Consider the following 16,134-nt stretch of genomic DNA (forward strand, 5'->3'; position numbering starts at 1 on the left):
CAGTCCGGGCCACTGTCAGCTTACGGCGAATTCCGGGCCGGGGCTCAGAGGTCGGGCCGCCGCGACGCCCGCACCGGCCTGCGACGATTTCCGCAGGCCGGGATCGGCCCGCCGATGATGATCGGCCGGTTTTGAGCGACATCTGGCGGTCAAACCACCCCACGGACCCGGCACTCTTCCGGCCATAAGAATTCTGGGATCTGGCGCAAACCGGTGCGACTCATAAAATGATCCGGATCCGGAAACGCAACTCGGCACGGGGCCGGGATTCCGGCCGGTCGAATCCCCTCGCGGGAAACGCTGGGCATCAGTGGAGGGGGCACGTGCACGATCCCGCGTACGAGAGATCGCTGAAGGTCGTCTACGATCGGATCGCACACAATTTCAGCCGCGCCGAACCGCGTAAGCGCGCCTGGAACTATCTCGTCGACCTTCCCAAAGCTCATTCGGCCGGACTGCGGCGGGGCGAGACGGTCGGTCACTATTCCGGTGAAATCCGCGCCGACGGGGTGCAGCGCCTGCTCACGTCGGCCCGCTGGGACGAGTTCTCCGTGCGTGACGAACTGCGTGCCATCGCCATCCAGGCAGGTGGCCGTACCGGCGGGACACTGTTCCTGACCGAGATCGCCTTCCCGAAGAAGGGCCGCAACGCCGTCGCGGTCGAACGTCAGTACAGCCACGACACGCAACGGGTGGAGAACTGCCAGATCGGGCTGCTGCTGTTCTATTTGACCGCCGACCGGCAGGCATTCCTGATCGACTCCGAGTTGTATCTGCCGCCGTCCTGGGTGAGTGACCCCAAACGTCGCGACCAGGCACAGATCCCGCCCGAAGTGGTTTACCGCAGCAAGTCCGCGATCGCCGCGGAGATGATTCGCCGGGCCTGGGAAAGCTCCATCCGGCCGGTCTGGGTGGCCTGCAATCTCGTCTGCACCGAGAAGACCATTCTGCACCGTCTACTGCGGCGTTACGGAGTTCAGCACCTGATTGCCGGCAGCGCCGGGGAGATGCAGGCGGGCGGTGTGGGCGGTTTCGGCAAGGCGCTCACCGACGAGTCGGCCGGTCCCCCGGCCGGCGGAACGGTGCCGGGGCACGAGATGCTCCAGCTGCGCAACACCGTGCTGCACCGGTTCTCCACCCGCGGCAGCGATCCGGCCCGCATCGAGATGTCGTACCTGATGCTGTCCGGCACGACGCGCAACTCCCGCGCACGCTCCTACTACACGGCTTACCTGCGTCCCCACGCGGGACTGGCCGAGGTGGTGCCGATCGTGCAGCTGATCGAGGGGGCCGCGGCCCACTGCCGGGCGGTCAAGCAGAAGACCGGGCTGGGTCACTACGAGGTGCGCAGCTGGCGGGGGTGGTACCGGCACGTCACGCTGGCCTCCGCCGCCCAGATGGCTCTGGAACTGGCCCGGCACGACAACTCCGGAGACCTGCGTCCGCAGTACGTGGACCTGCGCGACGTGGCCTACTCCGGCACGGGCAAGGGGCAGACGGCGGTGTAGGTGCTGTCAGAAAATCATGGACGACGAGGAGCCCGTCACGGGCTCCTCGTCGTCCATGATTTCAGGCCTGTGCCGATCAGGCCTGTGCCAGCGGCGTGTGGCCGGCCGCCACGCGCTCACCCTCCCGCACCGGCCCGGGCGGGGTGCCGTCGCCGAAGGGACGGCCGCCGAGCTGCTCCCGGTGGTGCGGGGTGAGCCAGTTGGACAGGTCGGGCCCGGCCGGCACGATCCGGGTCGGGTTGATGTCTTCGTGCACCACGTAGTAGTGCCGCTTGATCTGGTCGAAGTCGATCGTGTCGCCGAAACCCGGTGTCTGGAACAGGTCCCGGGCGTATCCCCAGAGGGCGGGGAACTCGATCAGCTTCTGCCGGTTGCACTTGAAGTGGCCGTGGTACACCGGGTCGAAGCGCACCAGCGTGGTGAACAGCCGCACGTCGGCCTCGGTGATCGTGTCGCCGACCAGGAACCGCTGCTTCGACAGCCGCTCCTCCAGCCAGTCCATGGCGCCGAACAGCCGGTGGTAGGCCCGCTCGTACGACTCCTGGCTGCCCGCGAAACCACAGCGGTAGACGCCGTTGTTGACGTCCTTGAACACCCTGAGGGCGACCTCGTCGATCTCGTCGCGCAGGTGCTCGGGGTAGAGCTGCGGGGCGCCCTCCCGGTGGTACCGCGCCCACTCGGTGGAGAGGTCGAGTGTGATCTGCGGGTAGTCGTTGGTGACGACGGCGCCGGTCGGGACGTCGACGATCGCCGGAACCGTGATGCCGCGCGGGTAGTCGGGGAACCGGGCGAAGTAGGCGTCCTGGATCCGCTCGATGCCCAGCACCGGGTCGACGCCGCCCGGGTCGAGGTCGAAGGTCCAGCTGCGGCGGTCGTGCGTGGGGCCGCAGACACCCATCGAGATCGCATCTTCCAGGCCCAGCAGACGCCGCACGATGATCGACCGGTTGGCCCAGGGACAGGCCCTCGACACCACGAGGCGGTAGCGGCCCGGCTCCACCGGATAGCCCTCCGCGCCGTCCCGGGTGATCCGGGTGGTGATGTAGTTCGTGTCGCGGTTGAACTCCTGGCCGGTGGTCACATAGGCGCCGGCGGTGGAGCGGGAGGCGCTGAGGTCGTTGCTCACGCAACCATTCTGCCCTGCCGGTGACGATCGCGCACGCTCCGCTACGCAGCCTGGGAATTTCGTAACAGTCCCTTCACCGGTCTGTGCAGAATCTTCTCTACCTTCTATGGTCACCCGATGGACTTTGATCCGTGGATGGCCCTGGCGGCGTTCGGCATCGGCATCGTGGTGGGCCTGACCGGCATGGGCGGCGGCGCGCTGATGACGCCGGTGCTGGTGCTGTTCTTCGGGGTCGCGCCCACGGCCGCGGTGTCGAGCGACCTGGTCGCGGCCGCGGTGATGAAGCCGGTCGGCTCGTTCGTGCACCTGCGCCGCGGCACCGTGAACCTTTCGCTGGTGCGCTGGCTGTGCGTGGGGTCGGTGCCGGCGGCGTTCTGCGGGGTGCTGATCACCCGGGCCCTGGGCAGCGACGAGTCCGTGCAGCACGGCATCAAGATCGCGCTGGGCGTAGCCCTGCTGATCGCGGCCGGCGGGCTCGGCGTGCGGGCCTACCAGCGGCTGGTGGAGCGCGCCGCCCGGCGCGACGGACGGGCCCCGGCCCTGCCCACCGAGCGGCCCGAGGTGGTCGCCCGGCCCCTGCCCACCATCGCGATCGGCGCGCTCGGTGGGCTGATCGTGGGCATCACCTCGGTCGGCTCCGGGTCGCTGATCATCATCGCGCTGATGGCCCTCTACCCCACCCTCAAGGCCAACCAGCTGGTCGGCACCGACCTGTTCCAGGCCGTGCCGCTGGTGTTCTCCGCGGCGCTGGGCCACATCCTGTTCGGCGACTTCCAGCTCGACCTCACGCTGGCCCTGATCGTCGGCAGCGTGCCCGGGGCCTGGCTGGGGGCGCAGCTGTCCACCCGGCTGCCCGGCGGCCTGGTGCGCCGTGCCCTGGCCTTCGTGCTGCTGGCCTCGGCCCTGAAGATGTTCGGTGTGGGCAACACCGGCACCGCCGCGCTGCTGGCCGCCTTCCTGGTGATCACCCCCGCGGTGTGGATGCTGCTACGCCGCCGGCACGGGTTCCCGGCTCTGGCCCGGCCCGGTGAGGACGACGAGGAGGCTGCTGCGGCCGACCCGGGATCAGGCCGGCCGCAGCAGGTCTCAGCGTCCTGACGCGGTGAAGTGCGCGGCGACCGCCGCCGCGGACAGGGCCGTGGGGTACACCGCCACCTCGTCGATGCGCCCGTTCAGGTAACGGCTGGTGGGCTGGTTCGGCCAGCCGCCCAGACTGTCGCCGCCGACCCGCCAGAACCCGTTGTACACCTGGTTGTTCGTGGTCGTGTTCTGGCCTTGCAGCTGCCCGTCGACATACAGACGCATGCCGCCCGGCCCCTGGGTGCCGACCACGTGGTGCCACTGGTCGTCGTTGTACGACGCGGTGCTGGTGAGGGTGTAGAAGGTGCCCCAGTAGACGCCGAACACCAGACGGCCGTTGTCGGTCATGTACAGGTGCTTGTCGAACTGGCCGCTGACCGTGGCGTTGCCGTTGAAGTCGATGCCGCCCCGGTTGTTGCCGAAACCGATGATGCGGCCACCGGATCCGGTGCTCGTGCGGACCCAGGCCTCCACGCTGAACGTGCTCGGCGAGGACCGCGGTTTCTCGCTGCTCAGGTATCCGGTGCTGCCGTTGAAGGTGACGGCGGTGTCACCACTCACCGCCCCGGACTGGCCGTGGGTGACGCCCCCGGCGAAGGTACCGCCGTCGAGCGAGGCCGAGGTGTCGGGGGCCACCGGACCGGCCGCCTGCCCGAGACGCCAGTAGAGCGAGGGCGAATCGGCCTCCACCGCGGCCTGGTAGGCCGGAGCCGAGGTGGTCACCGTGACCGCCGCCGAGGTGGCCCGGGCGCTGACCCCGGTGCCGTTGGCCTGAGCCACCTCCACCCCGTAGGTGTGGCTGCTGCCGTCGGCCAGTCCGGCGTCCTCGAAGGCGGCCACCGGCTGACGCCAGAACAGTGAGTGCACGGCCGCGGTCGCGATCGGCGTGCTGCCGCCGTCGCGGTACAGCCGCACCACCAGGTCGGTGTCGTCCAGGTCGAGCGGCGACTGCACGAACACCGAGACCCGCCCGTCGCCCCGGGCCACGGCCACCGGCGTGGCCGGCCGGGCCGGCACCGCCACCGGGCTGGCGGACGGCGAGAAGCGGGTGAAACCCTGCTGGGCAACGCCGTTCACGGTGGTGAACTCGCCGCCGACGAAGATCTGCGCACCGTCGGTGGCGAGCACCCTCGGCCCCAGACCGGCGCCGGTGCCGCCGTTCGTGTTCGGGTACCAGCTGCCGAGCGCGCCGGTGTCGGCCGACCGGGAGAGCAGGTGCCGGGAGAGCCCGACCGACCAGCCGCTCTCGGCGAAGGCGTTCGGGTCGAACGACGTGTCACCGCTGCAATCGTGCGTGTGCGAGCCGGTGTACAACAGCCCGTTGAGCACCGCGATGCCCTGCGTGGCCCCCAGGCAACGGCTCACCCACTTCAGCGAGCCGTCCGACTGGTTCGCCGCGAAGGTCCCGTCGAAGCATCCGCTGCCCGTGCCCTCGGCCCCGAAGAAGGCCGAGTCGTCGTCCACCGTGACAGCTTTGATCTGCACCGAGCAGGCGCTGCTGGCCGCCGGAATCACCGATCCGGCCGCGAACGGCTCCAGCGTGCCGTCGGTCGCGTCGACGACCCCGGCCCGGTCGTACGAGGTGTCGCCGTCCACACTGTCGAAAGCGCCTGCGAGGTAGAGCTTGCTCTCGTCGGTGGAGAGGTCGAGCCCGTACACCACGTTGTCGGCCGAGGCGCTGAACGCGGTGACGGTGGCACCGGTGGTGGTGTTCACCTTGGCCACCCGCACCCGGGCGACGTTGTTGACCCGCCCGAACCCGCCGCCGAGGTAGACCGCGGACGTGCCCGCGCTGACCGCGTAGACCCGGTAGTCGGCCACCGGGGCCCAGCTGGTGAGAGCTCCGGTCGACGTGCTGAACGCTGCCACACGACTGCGCGAGACACCGGCGACGGTGGTGAAATCGCCTGCGACGTAGACGGTCGAGCCGTCCGGGCTGACATCGAGCGAACGCACCACGGCGTTCGGCGCCGGGTTGAACGAGGTGATCAGCGCACCGGTGGAGGCATCGAACGCGGCCAGGTAGTTCCGCGTGGTCTCGTTCGTGCCGGAGGCCGCGCCGGGCGGTCTCACCCTGGTGAAATCTCCTGCCACGTAGACAATTCCGTTGCCGGCGGCGATGGCCCGGACCATTCCGTTGGTCTGCCAGGCCGGAGCGGTGGAACCGGGGACGGATCCCTGGACCGCACCCGCCGGACCGGCCGGGACGAGTGCGACGGCAGCCATGGCCATGAGCCCGGCGGCGAGCAGTGAGAAGCGTCGGAAGCCGTTCATCGAACCTCCAGTCCACCGGCCGGCGTCCAAGCACGGCCTTCTGCTCGCCGAAGGTAACTCCTGCCGGGAGATCTCGAGTGCGCTTTGAATCATTTGCCCCGGAGGTTGTTTCAGGCGGGAGATCCGACGGCCGACAGTTGCCGGAAGGTGCGCACGAGCAGCCGGATGTCGAAGAGCACATTGAGGACGGCGAGAACCCCGTAGACGGCGAGGAATACGCGGGGGGCGCCGAGCAGGGCGAAGGCCAGGCAGAGCGTGCCGTAGTCGACGGGCAGCAGCAGCACACCCCGCAGGACCGAGTCACTGCCACCCTCCGACCCGCCCGCACCCCGCGCCCGCAACAGCTGGTCGCGCAGCATCGAGGCGAAAGCCAGTGCGACGTAGGCAGTCAGGAACACCAGCGGAAGCAGCAGCACCGCGCCGGGCAGGTCCGGCTCGAAGCGGTAGACGCTGATCGCCACGGCGGAGTGCAACAGGCAGGACTTCACCGCGTCGACCACATGATCGAGCCACTCCCCCACCGGCGAACCACCCCCGCGCAACCGGGCCAGCTGCCCGTCGGCCGAGTCGAAGGCGAAGCCGGCCAGCAGCGCCAGGGCCACCAGTACGCCGAGCCACCAGGAAGGCCGCACGAGCGCCAGCGCCACGACGCCGACGAGCGACAGCCCGGCGCTGACGGCCGTCAGCCGGTTCGGCGTCCAGCCACGCACGAAGGCCGCGGCGGCCAGGTAGCCCCCCAGCCTGCGGTTGACGAACCGCAGGTAGGCGGGCGTCTGGGCCTTGGGCTTCTGGGCGAACCGGAGCCGGGCGACGGTGGCCGACCAGGTCGGGGCTGCTTGCTCTACGGAGACAACCACGGGACCCCCTGCGGGTCGTCGGCGGGCACCAGGAGGGCCGCCGGAATGAACGGGACCAACCGCACATAATGACTAGATCATGAAATAGCCGTTGACAGGTTACGAATACCTGATCTTCTCTTAAACCAGCCCACTGGGGCACACGGGGTTCCGACGCGGGGAGTCATCGCCGACTCAAGAGAGTGTTACGTCAGAGCATGACAAACTTTGACAAAACATCCTCAAGCCCTCACAGAAACGCTTACAGTCAGTTCGGCACCGGACACTGTCTTTGGGGATGCAGATGGCTCTGCGGGTCGGCTACGCGCCAGGTGTGTACGACATGTTTCACATCGGGCATCTCAACATCCTGCGGCATGCGGCCGCGCGCTGTGACCGGCTGATCGCCGGCGTGGTGTCGGACGACATGGCGTTCCGGGCCAAGGGCCGGAAACCGGTGGTTCCGCTGATCGAGCGCCTGGAGATCGTCGCCAGCATCGGGTTCGTCGACCGCGCCGTGGCCGAGACCAAGCCCGAAAAGATCGACACCTGGCGAGATCTCGGCTTCGACATCCTGTTCAAGGGTGATGACTGGCGGGGCACCCCGAAGGGCGACAAACTGGAGCGCGACTTCGCCGAGGTGGGGGTCGAGATCGTCTACTTCCCCTACACCATGCACACTTCCAGCACCCTGTTGCGAAAAGCCCTGGAAACGCTCCAGACTCCGGCCGTCACCGCCACCACCGCATCGTCGGAGAGCTGATTCCGGGTGAGCGACATCCACACGCCGTCGGGCGGTCCTGTGCCGATGACAGGCCACCATCTGGCGGCAGGGCAGAACGTGATGACGGAGCAGACCGTGACGGTGGGGCAGATCGTGCGCGCCTGGCGCCGGCGGTTCGTCATCGTGCTGCTCTGCGCGCTGGCGGGTGGGCTGCTGGCGGCCGGGTACGCCTCGCTCGGCAGCCCGTCGTACACCGCCACCGCGGTGGTGAAACTCGCTTCCCTGCCCGACAATCCGCTGACCACCAGCACAGCCGCGGTCCGGGCGGTGAACCCGGCGACCGAGTCCCAGGTGGTCACCTCCAGTTCGGTGGCCGCCCGGGCCGCCGAACTGATGAAGAGCGACGACTCGCCGGCCGCGCTGAGCCGGCGGGTCACGGTGACCAACCCGCTCGACAGCCAGGTGCTGCGCATCGACTACTCGGCCGCCTCGGCCCGGCGGGCCGCCGACGGCGCGAACGCCTTCGCCCAGGCATATCTCGACTTCCGGTCCGAGGCCGTGCAGGCCCAGATCGACTCGCTGGACAAGGAACTCGGTGACCAGGCCGCAGCTCTGGTGAAGCAGCAGGAGAAGGCGCAGAAGCTGGCGATCACCAGTTCCGACGAGGTGACCCGGGCGAACGCCGAGACCCAGGTGGCCTCGCTGACCGGCGTGCTGGAGCAGGTGCGGGGGCAACGCGCCCAGCTGGCCGCCGCCTCCCGGCAGGCGGGTGAGCAGGTGGGGTCGGCGCAGCCGCCGACCGGTGCCTCGGGCATCACCCCGCCGGTGATGGTGGCCGCCGGGCTGGCGGCGGGCCTGGTCGGTGGGCTGGTGCTGGCCCTCCTGCGCGACCGCACCGACCAGCGGGTGCGCAGCCGGGAGCAGATCGAGTCCGTCTTCGGGCTGGCCGTGATCGCCGACGTGCCGGTGCGCCGGGGCAGGTCCACCCCGGAGTCCGAAGACGCCGTGCTGCGCCGGCTGGGTGCCGTGATCGCCTCACCACCGAATGCCCCCCGGATCAGCCCGCTGCTGCTCATGCCCGCGTACCGCACCGGCTCGTCCGACCTCCCCGCCCGGCTCGCCGCCGCGGTCGGCGCCCACATCGGCACGGCCCTGCTCTGCTCGGCCGACGCGGCGGCGCTGAACCTGACCACGCTGGAGGTGTCGTCGCTGCGCCGGGGCACCGTGCCGGTGCGCTCGTTCGGCGAGGAGAGCACGGTGAAGGCGGGACCCGACCTGACCGCCCTGGCCGATGCCGAGGTGCTGGTGGTGGACGGGCTCAACGTGTCCGACCCGAGCACGCCGCTCATGCTCGCGCCCTCCAGCGCCGCCGTGCTGCTCGTGGTGCGACGCCGGGCCACCCGGCTGCCGGAGATCGCCGACGCGCTGCGCGAGTTGCGCAACGTCGGCAGCGAGGTGCACGGCGTGGTGCTGATCGGGCCGAAACCGGTTCGCCGGCAGCGCCATCCGGCCGGAGCACACGCCGGGCCGATGTCGCTCAGCGACATCCCGGTGCACGGCAGCGGCCCGGTGGACGACGAGGAACCGGCTCGCGACGGGGTTCCGGTTCGCGACGGTGCATCCGGGCCAGGCGGGGCGATCGCGAGCGAGCGAGCGTCGTCCATCGGTAACAACGGATGGCCGACCGGAACCGTGACCCCACCGCGGAGGCCGGGCAAGCGGGACGGCGCCTCGGAAGACACCAGACCCCAGCCGGTCGTCGGACGGGTGCCTGCTGTCAGCGAGAAGCGTTCCGTGGGAAGGGATTCGTGATGCGGGTGCTCATGGTCTGTTCCAGCGGTGGCCATCTGACCCAGCTCTACGTGCTGAAGGACTGGTGGGAGCAGCACGACACGCACTGGGTCACCTTCGACACCGAGCACGCCCGTTCACTGCTCGCGGACCGCCCGACCACCTGGGCGCACCACCCGACCACCCGCAACATCCCGAACCTGATCCGCAATTTCGGCGTCGCGCTGGGCACGTTCCTGCGCCGTCGGCCCGACGTGGTGGTGAGCACCGGGGCCGGGGTGGCGGTGCCGTTCTTCCTGCTGGCCAGGCTCTTCCGGGTGCCCACGGCCTATCTGGAGGTGTACGACCGGATCACCACCCCCACCCTGACCGGCCGGATCTGCGCCCCTGTGAGCGACGTGTTCATGGTGCAGTGGCCGGAACAGCAGTCGCTGTACCGCAACGGCGTGGTGGTCGGCCGGGTCTTCTGACCACCGATCAGCACGCCAGGCCGGCGGAAACGGATTCCCGCAGACCGGAGGCGCGACCGATGAGCACCGACACGCCCGCGGCGGAATTCTCCGCCGGAGCCAGGACGGCACCAGGACCGGACGTCTTCGTCACGGTCGGCACCGATCACCATCCCTTCGACCGGCTCGTGGCCTGGGCCGACTCGTGGGCCCGCGCGCATCCCGAGGCCGGGGTCACCATCCAGTACGGGCAGGCCTCGGCACCGGTCGTGGCCACCGGCCTGGTCTCGCTCCCGGCCACCGCGGTGCACTCCCGGATGGCGGCGGCCGACGTCGTCATCACCCAGGGCGGCCCGGGCGGCATCATCGACTGTCGTTCGGTGGGCCGACTGCCCATCGTCGTGCCCCGGCGGCACGACCTGGGCGAACACGTCGACGACCACCAGCTGGCCTTCGCCCGCTACATGGCCGGGGTCGGGCGGATCGCCCTGGCCGACGACGAGGACACGTTCCGCGAGCTGATCGACCGGGCCGTGGCCGACCCGGATGCCTTCAGCATCCGGCCGGATCCCTCGCCGACGGCGTCGACGGTGGCGGCCATCGACGCCCAGATCAACCGGATCGCCCGGCGTCGCAGAGGTTTACGAGCCTTGCGCCGCCGCTGAGTCCGATGGGCGGCGCCGGCCGCCATCCGTCCGGACAGCCTGACAGCCAGGCGGCTGCGGCGGGCCCGGGCTTTCAGGCGGATGCGGCGGGCCTGGCTGCCCGACGGGCACAGCGGCTCTTACCTCCCGGCCGACGAGCGGGCGGCGCCGACTCGGCCACGCCCCGGCAGCACCCCGCGCATCGGCTCGACATCGAGGTGCCGGCTGTTCGTCACGACCAGCACCCCGAACACCACCACCCCGAGCGCGGCGCACGGCACCGCCGCCACGGTGCCGCCGTCGGTGAGCAGGCGGTAGACCAGACCGGTGGGGACGAAGGCCACAGCCGCCATCGTCATCGCCGGAACCACCCGTCGCCAGGTGCGTTTCAGACCGATCGCGTAGCGCACCTCAAGCATCACCAGCAGCGCGTCGGCCACCCAGGTGACCGACCAGGCCACGGCGGCGCCGTTCATGCCCCAGGCCGGCACCAGCAGGAAGTTCATCACCAGGTTGCCGGACAGGGCGACGGCGCGGTTGATCATCTGGAGGCCGCTGCGGCCGCCCATCAGCAGGATGGTCTGGTTGTTGCCGGCCGCCATCACCGCGAGCATGGCCACCGACAGCAGGGTCAGCGCGTTCGATCCGTCGTCGAAGCCGGGGCCGAACACCGAGAGCACCGCCGGCGAGTACAGCGCGAGCACCAGGTACAGGGGCCAGGAGAGCAAGACCGTCCACTGGGTGACGACGGACGACAGCCGGGCCGCCCCGTCCAGGTCACGCAGGGCCAGCAGCCGGCTGATCTCGGGCGCCATGGCCACCCGCATCGCGCCCTCGGCCAGGGTGCCGGTGAGGATGAATCTGCTGGCGGCGGCGTATATTCCGGCGTCGCGCGGGGTGGCCAGCGCGGCCACCACCAGCACGTCGGCCCAGACGATGGCCACCTCCAGGGCCGCGGTGACCGCGCGCGGGCCGCTGAACCGCCAGAACTCGGCGGCCACATCACGCGGGGGCCGGGCCGGCGCGGCGTCCGGGTGTGCCTGCTCGATCGCCCGGGTGCGCCGCGCGACCAGGAACACCGCGACGACGAGACCGGCCACGAACGGCAGGTTCCAGGTCAGGATGGCCGCGCCCAGCCCGAGTCCGGCCGCCAGCGTGAGTCCGGCCAGCACCGGCCGAAGCCCGGGAACGATCACGTTCTGCACGGCGGTATAGCCGAAAATGCTTCCGGAGCCGCGCAGACCGGCCGTGAGCACCAGGGCCGGGCCGGCGATCAGCACGAACGGGGCGCTCTGCCGGAACAGCCGCGCCTGCTCGGCCCCGCCCCCGGTGAGCCCGGCCAGCCAGGGGGCGAGCAGGAACAGCAGCACGGCCAGCAGCACCCCGGCCACGATTGAGGGCAGCACGGCCACGCGCAGGGTGGTGCGCACGTCGCGCTGCCGCCCGAGTGCGCGGGCCCGGGCCACCGCCCAGACCAGGCCGGTGTCGGCGCCGAGCTTGCCGATCGTGGTGATGACGGTGAGAACGGCGACCACCACGAAGAACTCGCCCGATGCGGCCGGGCCGAAGCCCCGGCCGATCACGACGTTGAGGAGCAGGCCGGTGACCGCCGCGACGCCGGATCCGGCCAGGGCGATCGCGCCGTTGCGGGCGGCGCCCCCCAGATCGGCCCGGGGACCGGCGACGCCTTGCTCCGCCGGAGCGCTGTCGCGGCTCATCGCGCCACCCCGAGCGCATTGCGCTGCCCCACCGGCGGGCGTAGCCGCCGTAGCACCAGAGCGGCGACCAGCATGACCACCACCAGCTGCATGCCGTCGTAGCCGTAGTAGACCATCGTCACCAGTGAGACCACCAGGCAGACGTGCAGCCACAGATCACTGCTGCGACGCCAGCGTCGAGACACCACGGCCAGCCAGGTGAACCAGCCGAGGAACAGGAACAGGCCGACGAAACCGAAGCTGAACATGATGTTCCAGATCTGCCCCTGGGTGCCGACCGAGATCTCCAGCGTGGCGGACGGGCGCGGGGCGCCGTTGCCGATCAGCGGTGAGCGCAGCGTGCCCTCGAACGCCTCGGCGTAGATGGTGGCGCGGCTGACGTTGGTGGCGCTGTATTCGAGCCGCTGCGACAGACCGCCGAGCAGGCCCACCGCATCGGCCGCGACCACGATGACGACACCGGCGACGCCCAGCCCCACGAGGGGGACGACGCGGCCGTGGAAGGCGAAACGAGCCACCGCGTAGACCAGTCCGAGCACCACCGCGATGTACAGCCCCCGGTTCAGCGTGGCGAACGCCGGCACCAGGGCGAGCAGCAGCAGCGTCACGGTGAGCAGCCTGACCCGACGGCCGGCCAGCGCGACCAGGGCCAGCATGCACGGCACCAGCAGCGCCACGTTGCAGCCCCAGCTGTTGGTGTAGGCGAAGGGGGCGCTGGGCCGGGTGAACGGCTGCGGTGCGCCCCACGGGTGCTGGACCTCGGCGAACCGGGGACGCACCAGCGCCCCGACGTACTCGTTGCTCGCGATCGAGCCGGGCAGGAGCAGGGACATCGGCGTGTGCAGCCGGACGTCGGGCAGCAGCACCCCGAGCCAGCCGCCCAGCACCACGAAGGCGAAGAAGGCCAGCAGCACGGTCAGGGCCCGGCGGTCGCCGAACCGCCGGGTGTTCAGGTTGTACACGTAGACGAAAGTGACGGTGGCACCCAGGAAATTGCCCAGCCGCATGCCGTAGCCGACCAGCCGCATGGCATTGTCGAGCGCGAGTGCGGCCACCCCGACCCAGAGCAGGAAGAAGCCCCAGTACGCGAAACCGAGCGGCAGCACCACGTCGCGGCGGGCCCAGAGCAGAGCCACCATGGGGACAGCGCAGAGCACCGGTGCGAACGAGGCCAGGCCGAGCACCCAGAACACCGGAAACCCGGCCAGCAACAGCACGACCGGCCACACCGGCAGTTCGGAGGGCGGCTGGACCGGGCGCACCCGGCCCAGCGGGAACCGGCCAGGCGCCGGGATCCCGCGACGGCCGGACTCACCACCGCTGTGCGCGTCACGGTCAGCCGCGTCATGCTCGGCCGTGCCACGCCCGGCGGCGGCCCTCGACACCCCAGCCGCAGCCCCGGCTCCAGCAGTCTCAGACACCGCGGCCGATCCGGCGGCCGAAGCCGATCACCTGGTCGGGCGTGACGCACCGGGAGAGCACCAGCAACGCCGCCCAGGCCTGACGGTTGGTGGGATGACGCAGCAACGCCGCCCGGGCCAGCCCCAGCGCCCGCCGCCGGCGCCCCAGCGCCGCGTTGGCGAACGCCAGCTGCCCCTGGAGTCGCCCGAGACCGCGCCGCTCACCGGCAAATTCGGGGAAGCGGGCGATGAGCCAGGTGAGCGCCTGGTCGATCATCTCCCAGCGGCTGGTGAAGAACGAGCCGTCGTGCCAGTTCACCCGCACCAGGCTCTGCCGCACGCAGACCACCGGACCGGTGCGGGCCGCCCGCAGCAGCCAGTCGTAGTCCTCGGCGTAGCCGCCCGGAATCTCCTCCTCCACCAGGCCGAACCCGTTCACCACGGCGTCGCGCCGGGCCAGGTAGGTGGACGGATGCACCTCCATGCGACGGTCTCGCAGGAAGTCGTGGAAGGTGAGCACCTCGTCGGCGCTGACCCGGGGGATGTCGCGCCCGGCGAAGCGCACCACGATGCCGGTGGCCACGATGCTGGCCTCCGGATGCCCTGCCAGCAGCGCGGTCTGGGCGACGAGCTTGCCGGGCAGCCACTCGTCGTCGTCGTCGCAGGCCGCCACCACCGGGTGGGACGCCGCCAGGTAGCCGGTGTTGCGGGACCCGGCCAGGCCGGGCGTGCGCGTATTGCGCAGCACCCGCAGGGTGCGCAGCGGACCGGTGGGCACGTCGGGGATGTGGGTGTCGGACTGGTCGAACACCACGATGCACTCGATCGCCCCGGCGTACTGCTGGGCCAGGACCGCCCGCACCGCCCGGGCCAGCAGCTCCGGCCGGTCCCTGGTGGGCACGACGACGCTGACACCCACCGCACTGCCTGTCGGAACACTTTCTGCTGTAACGGCATTCACCAGATCACGCCCCCGCCGATGAAGTGTGCACCCGTGGCATCATCGCGGGACGGGCCGACCCCGACCATCGTAAGCCGACCTTTCCGACCATGGGGGCGATACTGTGCATTCAGTTCGAATTCACCCGGCCGCCACCGATTCCATCCGGGAGTCCGCATGACGCCGACCGCATGGCTGCGCACCTGTCGCACCGACCTGCGCGCCAACACCGGATACCCGAAGAGCCAGCTGGTACTGCTGCTCCTGCGCACCGCCCAGGCACTGCGCGCATCACGCCGCCCCTGGGCTCGGGCGGCCTACCCGCCGGTGGCCGTGCTGTACAAGGTGGTGAGCGAATGGGTGCTGGGCATCGAGCTGCCGCCGAGCACACCGGTGGGCCCTGGCCTGCGGCTGCGGCACGGCGTGGGCACGGTGGTGAACCCGCACGCCACCATCGGCGCGGGCGTGATGCTGCGGCACGGCGTGACCATCGGCAACCGCCGTTCCACCCACGACTGCCCGGTGATCGAGGACGAGGTGGAGATCGGGGCCAACGCCATCGTGATCGGCGCCGTGCGCATCGGGGCGCGCAGCCAGATCGCCGCGGGCACGGTGGTGCTGCAAGACGTCCCCCCTGACTCGGTGGTGCACACGGTGCAGCAGCTCGCCGTCCGCCCCCGCCGCCTGCCCGGCACACCTCAGGCCGACACATCTCAGGCATGAATCAGGAGCGCTGGTACACGCGCACGTAGTCGATGTCGTACGAGCTGGGGAACTCGGTGTCTGCGGTCGGGTCTCCCGGCCAGCTGCCCCCGACGGCCAGGTTCAGGCGCAGGTAGAACGGTTTGGAGAAGGCCGAGCCCAGCCAGCCGGTGGTCTCTCCGGTGCGCTCGTACACCTGCTGCCCGTCGATGGACCAGACGATCGACGTGGGCGACCAGTCGACGGCGTAGGTGTGCATGCCCTCGCCGGGCCCCTCCCCCGCCGGAAAGCTGTACGCGTTGGCCTGTTTCTCGTGCGTGCCCACGTAGTCGTACCAGATGGTCTGATAGGCCTTGTCGAACTCCTGGTCACCGGACCCGCTGCCGACGGCCTCCAGCACGTCGATCTCACCGGTGCCGCCCGCGGTCGGCCGGGCCCAGAACGCCGGCCACATGCCCTTCGAAATGCCTTTTCGCACCGGCAGTTCGGCCCGCATCTCGAACCGGGCGTAGGTCCACTCGTGCAGCCCCTTGGTGGAGAGGTGGGCCGAGCTGTAGGCACGCCCCTGCGGAAACCGGTCGTCGGTGCCGGAACCACAGGGCAGCGGATCGCCCTCCCGGCGGGCGGTGAGCCGTAGCACCCCGTCGGCCACGGTGACGTTCTCCGGCCGGTTCATCAGGCAGGCGATCTGCCCGCCGCCGTCGCCGTAGGTGGACTCGTGCTCGACCACCCAGTTCGCCGGATCGACCGTGCTGCCCTGGAACTCGTCGGCCCACACCAGCTTCCACGCAGCGCGTTCCGGTGTGCCGTGGTGTTCGAGGACGACGAAAACCCCCGCCCCGACGGCGAAGAGCAGCACCACCAGCGCCGCCCCGGCCCGTCGCCACGTGCGTGCATCGCCGTTCATGCCGCCCCCTCCGCCCCGGTTTGCCGCCTGGAATC

14 protein-coding genes are annotated in these 16,134 nt (G+C 70.4%); 7 read left to right on the forward strand and 7 right to left on the reverse strand.

What is annotated here, in order from left to right:
* Positions 1-323: 323 nt before the first annotated feature.
* Positions 324-1,508, forward strand: a complete 1,185-nt coding sequence (locus KIH74_RS16445) for an IS701 family transposase (RefSeq protein ID WP_214156823.1) — start codon at positions 324-326, stop codon at positions 1,506-1,508.
* Between the two features lie 76 nt (positions 1,509-1,584).
* Here KIH74_RS16445 and KIH74_RS38655 read toward each other — a convergent pair whose 3' ends face one another.
* Complete coding sequence (locus KIH74_RS38655; RefSeq protein WP_308113826.1) at positions 1,585-2,634, reverse strand: glutathione S-transferase family protein; 1,050 nt, start codon at positions 2,632-2,634, stop codon at positions 1,585-1,587.
* Between the two features lie 117 nt (positions 2,635-2,751).
* Here KIH74_RS38655 and KIH74_RS16455 point away from each other — a divergent pair, with 117 nt between their 5' ends.
* Positions 2,752-3,732, forward strand: coding sequence for a sulfite exporter TauE/SafE family protein (locus tag KIH74_RS16455; protein WP_214156824.1), 981 nt, complete (start codon positions 2,752-2,754; stop codon positions 3,730-3,732).
* Here the strand turns inward: KIH74_RS16455 and KIH74_RS16460 are convergent.
* Both KIH74_RS16460 and KIH74_RS16465 read right to left on the reverse strand, forming a co-directional pair.
* Positions 3,721-5,988 carry a LamG-like jellyroll fold domain-containing protein gene (locus KIH74_RS16460; protein ID WP_214156825.1) on the reverse strand — a complete coding sequence of 756 codons (2,268 nt, stop codon included), beginning with the start codon at positions 5,986-5,988 and terminating at the stop codon, positions 3,721-3,723. The genes KIH74_RS16455 and KIH74_RS16460 overlap by 12 nt on opposite strands.
* 110 nt (positions 5,989-6,098) lie before the next feature.
* A complete protein-coding gene (locus tag KIH74_RS16465; protein ID WP_214156826.1) occupies positions 6,099-6,845 on the reverse strand; it encodes a CDP-alcohol phosphatidyltransferase family protein in 747 nt (248 codons plus the stop codon).
* 283 nt (positions 6,846-7,128) lie between these two features.
* Between KIH74_RS16465 and KIH74_RS16470 the strand changes: the two genes are divergently transcribed.
* The 4 genes from KIH74_RS16470 (at position 7,129) to KIH74_RS16485 (ending at position 10,453) form a co-directional block, all read left to right on the forward strand.
* A complete protein-coding gene (locus KIH74_RS16470) occupies positions 7,129-7,587 on the forward strand; it encodes an FAD synthase family protein (RefSeq protein ID WP_246572485.1) in 459 nt (152 codons plus the stop codon).
* An 81-nt stretch (positions 7,588-7,668) separates the two neighbouring features.
* On the forward strand, positions 7,669-9,360 hold the full coding sequence (locus KIH74_RS16475; RefSeq protein ID WP_214156828.1) for a Wzz/FepE/Etk N-terminal domain-containing protein: 1,692 nt from the start codon (positions 7,669-7,671) through the stop codon (positions 9,358-9,360).
* Entirely contained in the window at positions 9,360-9,809 is a 450-nt protein-coding gene (gene pssD, locus KIH74_RS16480) for a PssD/Cps14F family polysaccharide biosynthesis glycosyltransferase (protein ID WP_214156829.1), read from the forward strand. The genes KIH74_RS16475 and pssD overlap by 1 nt, the downstream gene beginning before the upstream one ends.
* Positions 9,810-9,868: 59 nt before the next feature.
* Positions 9,869-10,453 carry a glycosyltransferase gene (locus tag KIH74_RS16485; protein WP_214156830.1) on the forward strand — a complete coding sequence of 195 codons (585 nt, stop codon included), beginning with the start codon at positions 9,869-9,871 and terminating at the stop codon, positions 10,451-10,453.
* Positions 10,454-10,572: 119 nt separating this feature from the next.
* Here the strand turns inward: KIH74_RS16485 and KIH74_RS16490 are convergent, their stop codons facing one another.
* Genes KIH74_RS16490 through KIH74_RS16500 form a run of 3 tightly spaced genes read right to left on the reverse strand, consistent with a single transcriptional unit; the run spans position 10,573 to position 14,469 of the window.
* Entirely contained in the window at positions 10,573-12,150 is a 1,578-nt protein-coding gene (locus KIH74_RS16490; RefSeq protein ID WP_214156831.1) for a lipopolysaccharide biosynthesis protein, read from the reverse strand.
* Positions 12,147-13,571, reverse strand: coding sequence for a hypothetical protein (locus KIH74_RS16495; RefSeq protein WP_214156832.1), 1,425 nt, complete (start codon positions 13,569-13,571; stop codon positions 12,147-12,149). The genes KIH74_RS16490 and KIH74_RS16495 overlap by 4 nt, the downstream gene beginning before the upstream one ends.
* Positions 13,564-14,469, reverse strand: coding sequence for a glycosyltransferase family 2 protein (locus tag KIH74_RS16500; RefSeq protein WP_214156833.1), 906 nt, complete (start codon positions 14,467-14,469; stop codon positions 13,564-13,566). The genes KIH74_RS16495 and KIH74_RS16500 overlap by 8 nt, the downstream gene beginning before the upstream one ends.
* Positions 14,470-14,667: 198 nt before the next feature.
* Here KIH74_RS16500 and KIH74_RS16505 point away from each other — a divergent pair, with 198 nt between their 5' ends.
* Positions 14,668-15,213, forward strand: a complete 546-nt coding sequence (locus tag KIH74_RS16505) for a serine acetyltransferase (RefSeq protein ID WP_214156834.1) — start codon at positions 14,668-14,670, stop codon at positions 15,211-15,213.
* A 1-nt stretch (position 15,214) separates the two neighbouring features.
* Here the strand turns inward: KIH74_RS16505 and KIH74_RS16510 are convergent, their stop codons facing one another.
* Positions 15,215-16,099, reverse strand: coding sequence for a glycoside hydrolase family 16 protein (locus tag KIH74_RS16510; protein ID WP_214156835.1), 885 nt, complete (start codon positions 16,097-16,099; stop codon positions 15,215-15,217).
* Between the last annotated feature and the right edge of the window lie 35 nt (positions 16,100-16,134).

It is taken from the genome of Kineosporia corallincola (assembly GCF_018499875.1).
GTDB lineage: Bacteria > Actinomycetota > Actinomycetes > Actinomycetales > Kineosporiaceae > Kineosporia > Kineosporia corallincola.

Bases quoted from the DNA above. Each gene is read 5' to 3' on its own strand.
- KIH74_RS16455 (WP_214156824.1), top strand. From the start codon at position 2,752: ATGGACTTTGATCCGTGGATGGCCCTGGCGGCGTTCGGCATCGGCATC.
- KIH74_RS16460 (WP_214156825.1), bottom strand. From the start codon at position 5,988: ATGAACGGCTTCCGACGCTTCTCACTGCTCGCCGCCGGGCTCATGGCC.
- KIH74_RS16470 (WP_246572485.1), top strand. From the start codon at position 7,129: ATGGCTCTGCGGGTCGGCTACGCGCCAGGTGTGTACGACATGTTTCAC.
- KIH74_RS16475 (WP_214156828.1), top strand. From the start codon at position 7,669: ATGACGGAGCAGACCGTGACGGTGGGGCAGATCGTGCGCGCCTGGCGC.
- pssD (WP_214156829.1), top strand. From the start codon at position 9,360: ATGCGGGTGCTCATGGTCTGTTCCAGCGGTGGCCATCTGACCCAGCTC.
- KIH74_RS16485 (WP_214156830.1), top strand. From the start codon at position 9,869: ATGAGCACCGACACGCCCGCGGCGGAATTCTCCGCCGGAGCCAGGACG.
- KIH74_RS16490 (WP_214156831.1), bottom strand. From the start codon at position 12,150: ATGAGCCGCGACAGCGCTCCGGCGGAGCAAGGCGTCGCCGGTCCCCGG.
- KIH74_RS16505 (WP_214156834.1), top strand. From the start codon at position 14,668: ATGACGCCGACCGCATGGCTGCGCACCTGTCGCACCGACCTGCGCGCC.
- KIH74_RS16510 (WP_214156835.1), bottom strand. From the start codon at position 16,099: ATGAACGGCGATGCACGCACGTGGCGACGGGCCGGGGCGGCGCTGGTG.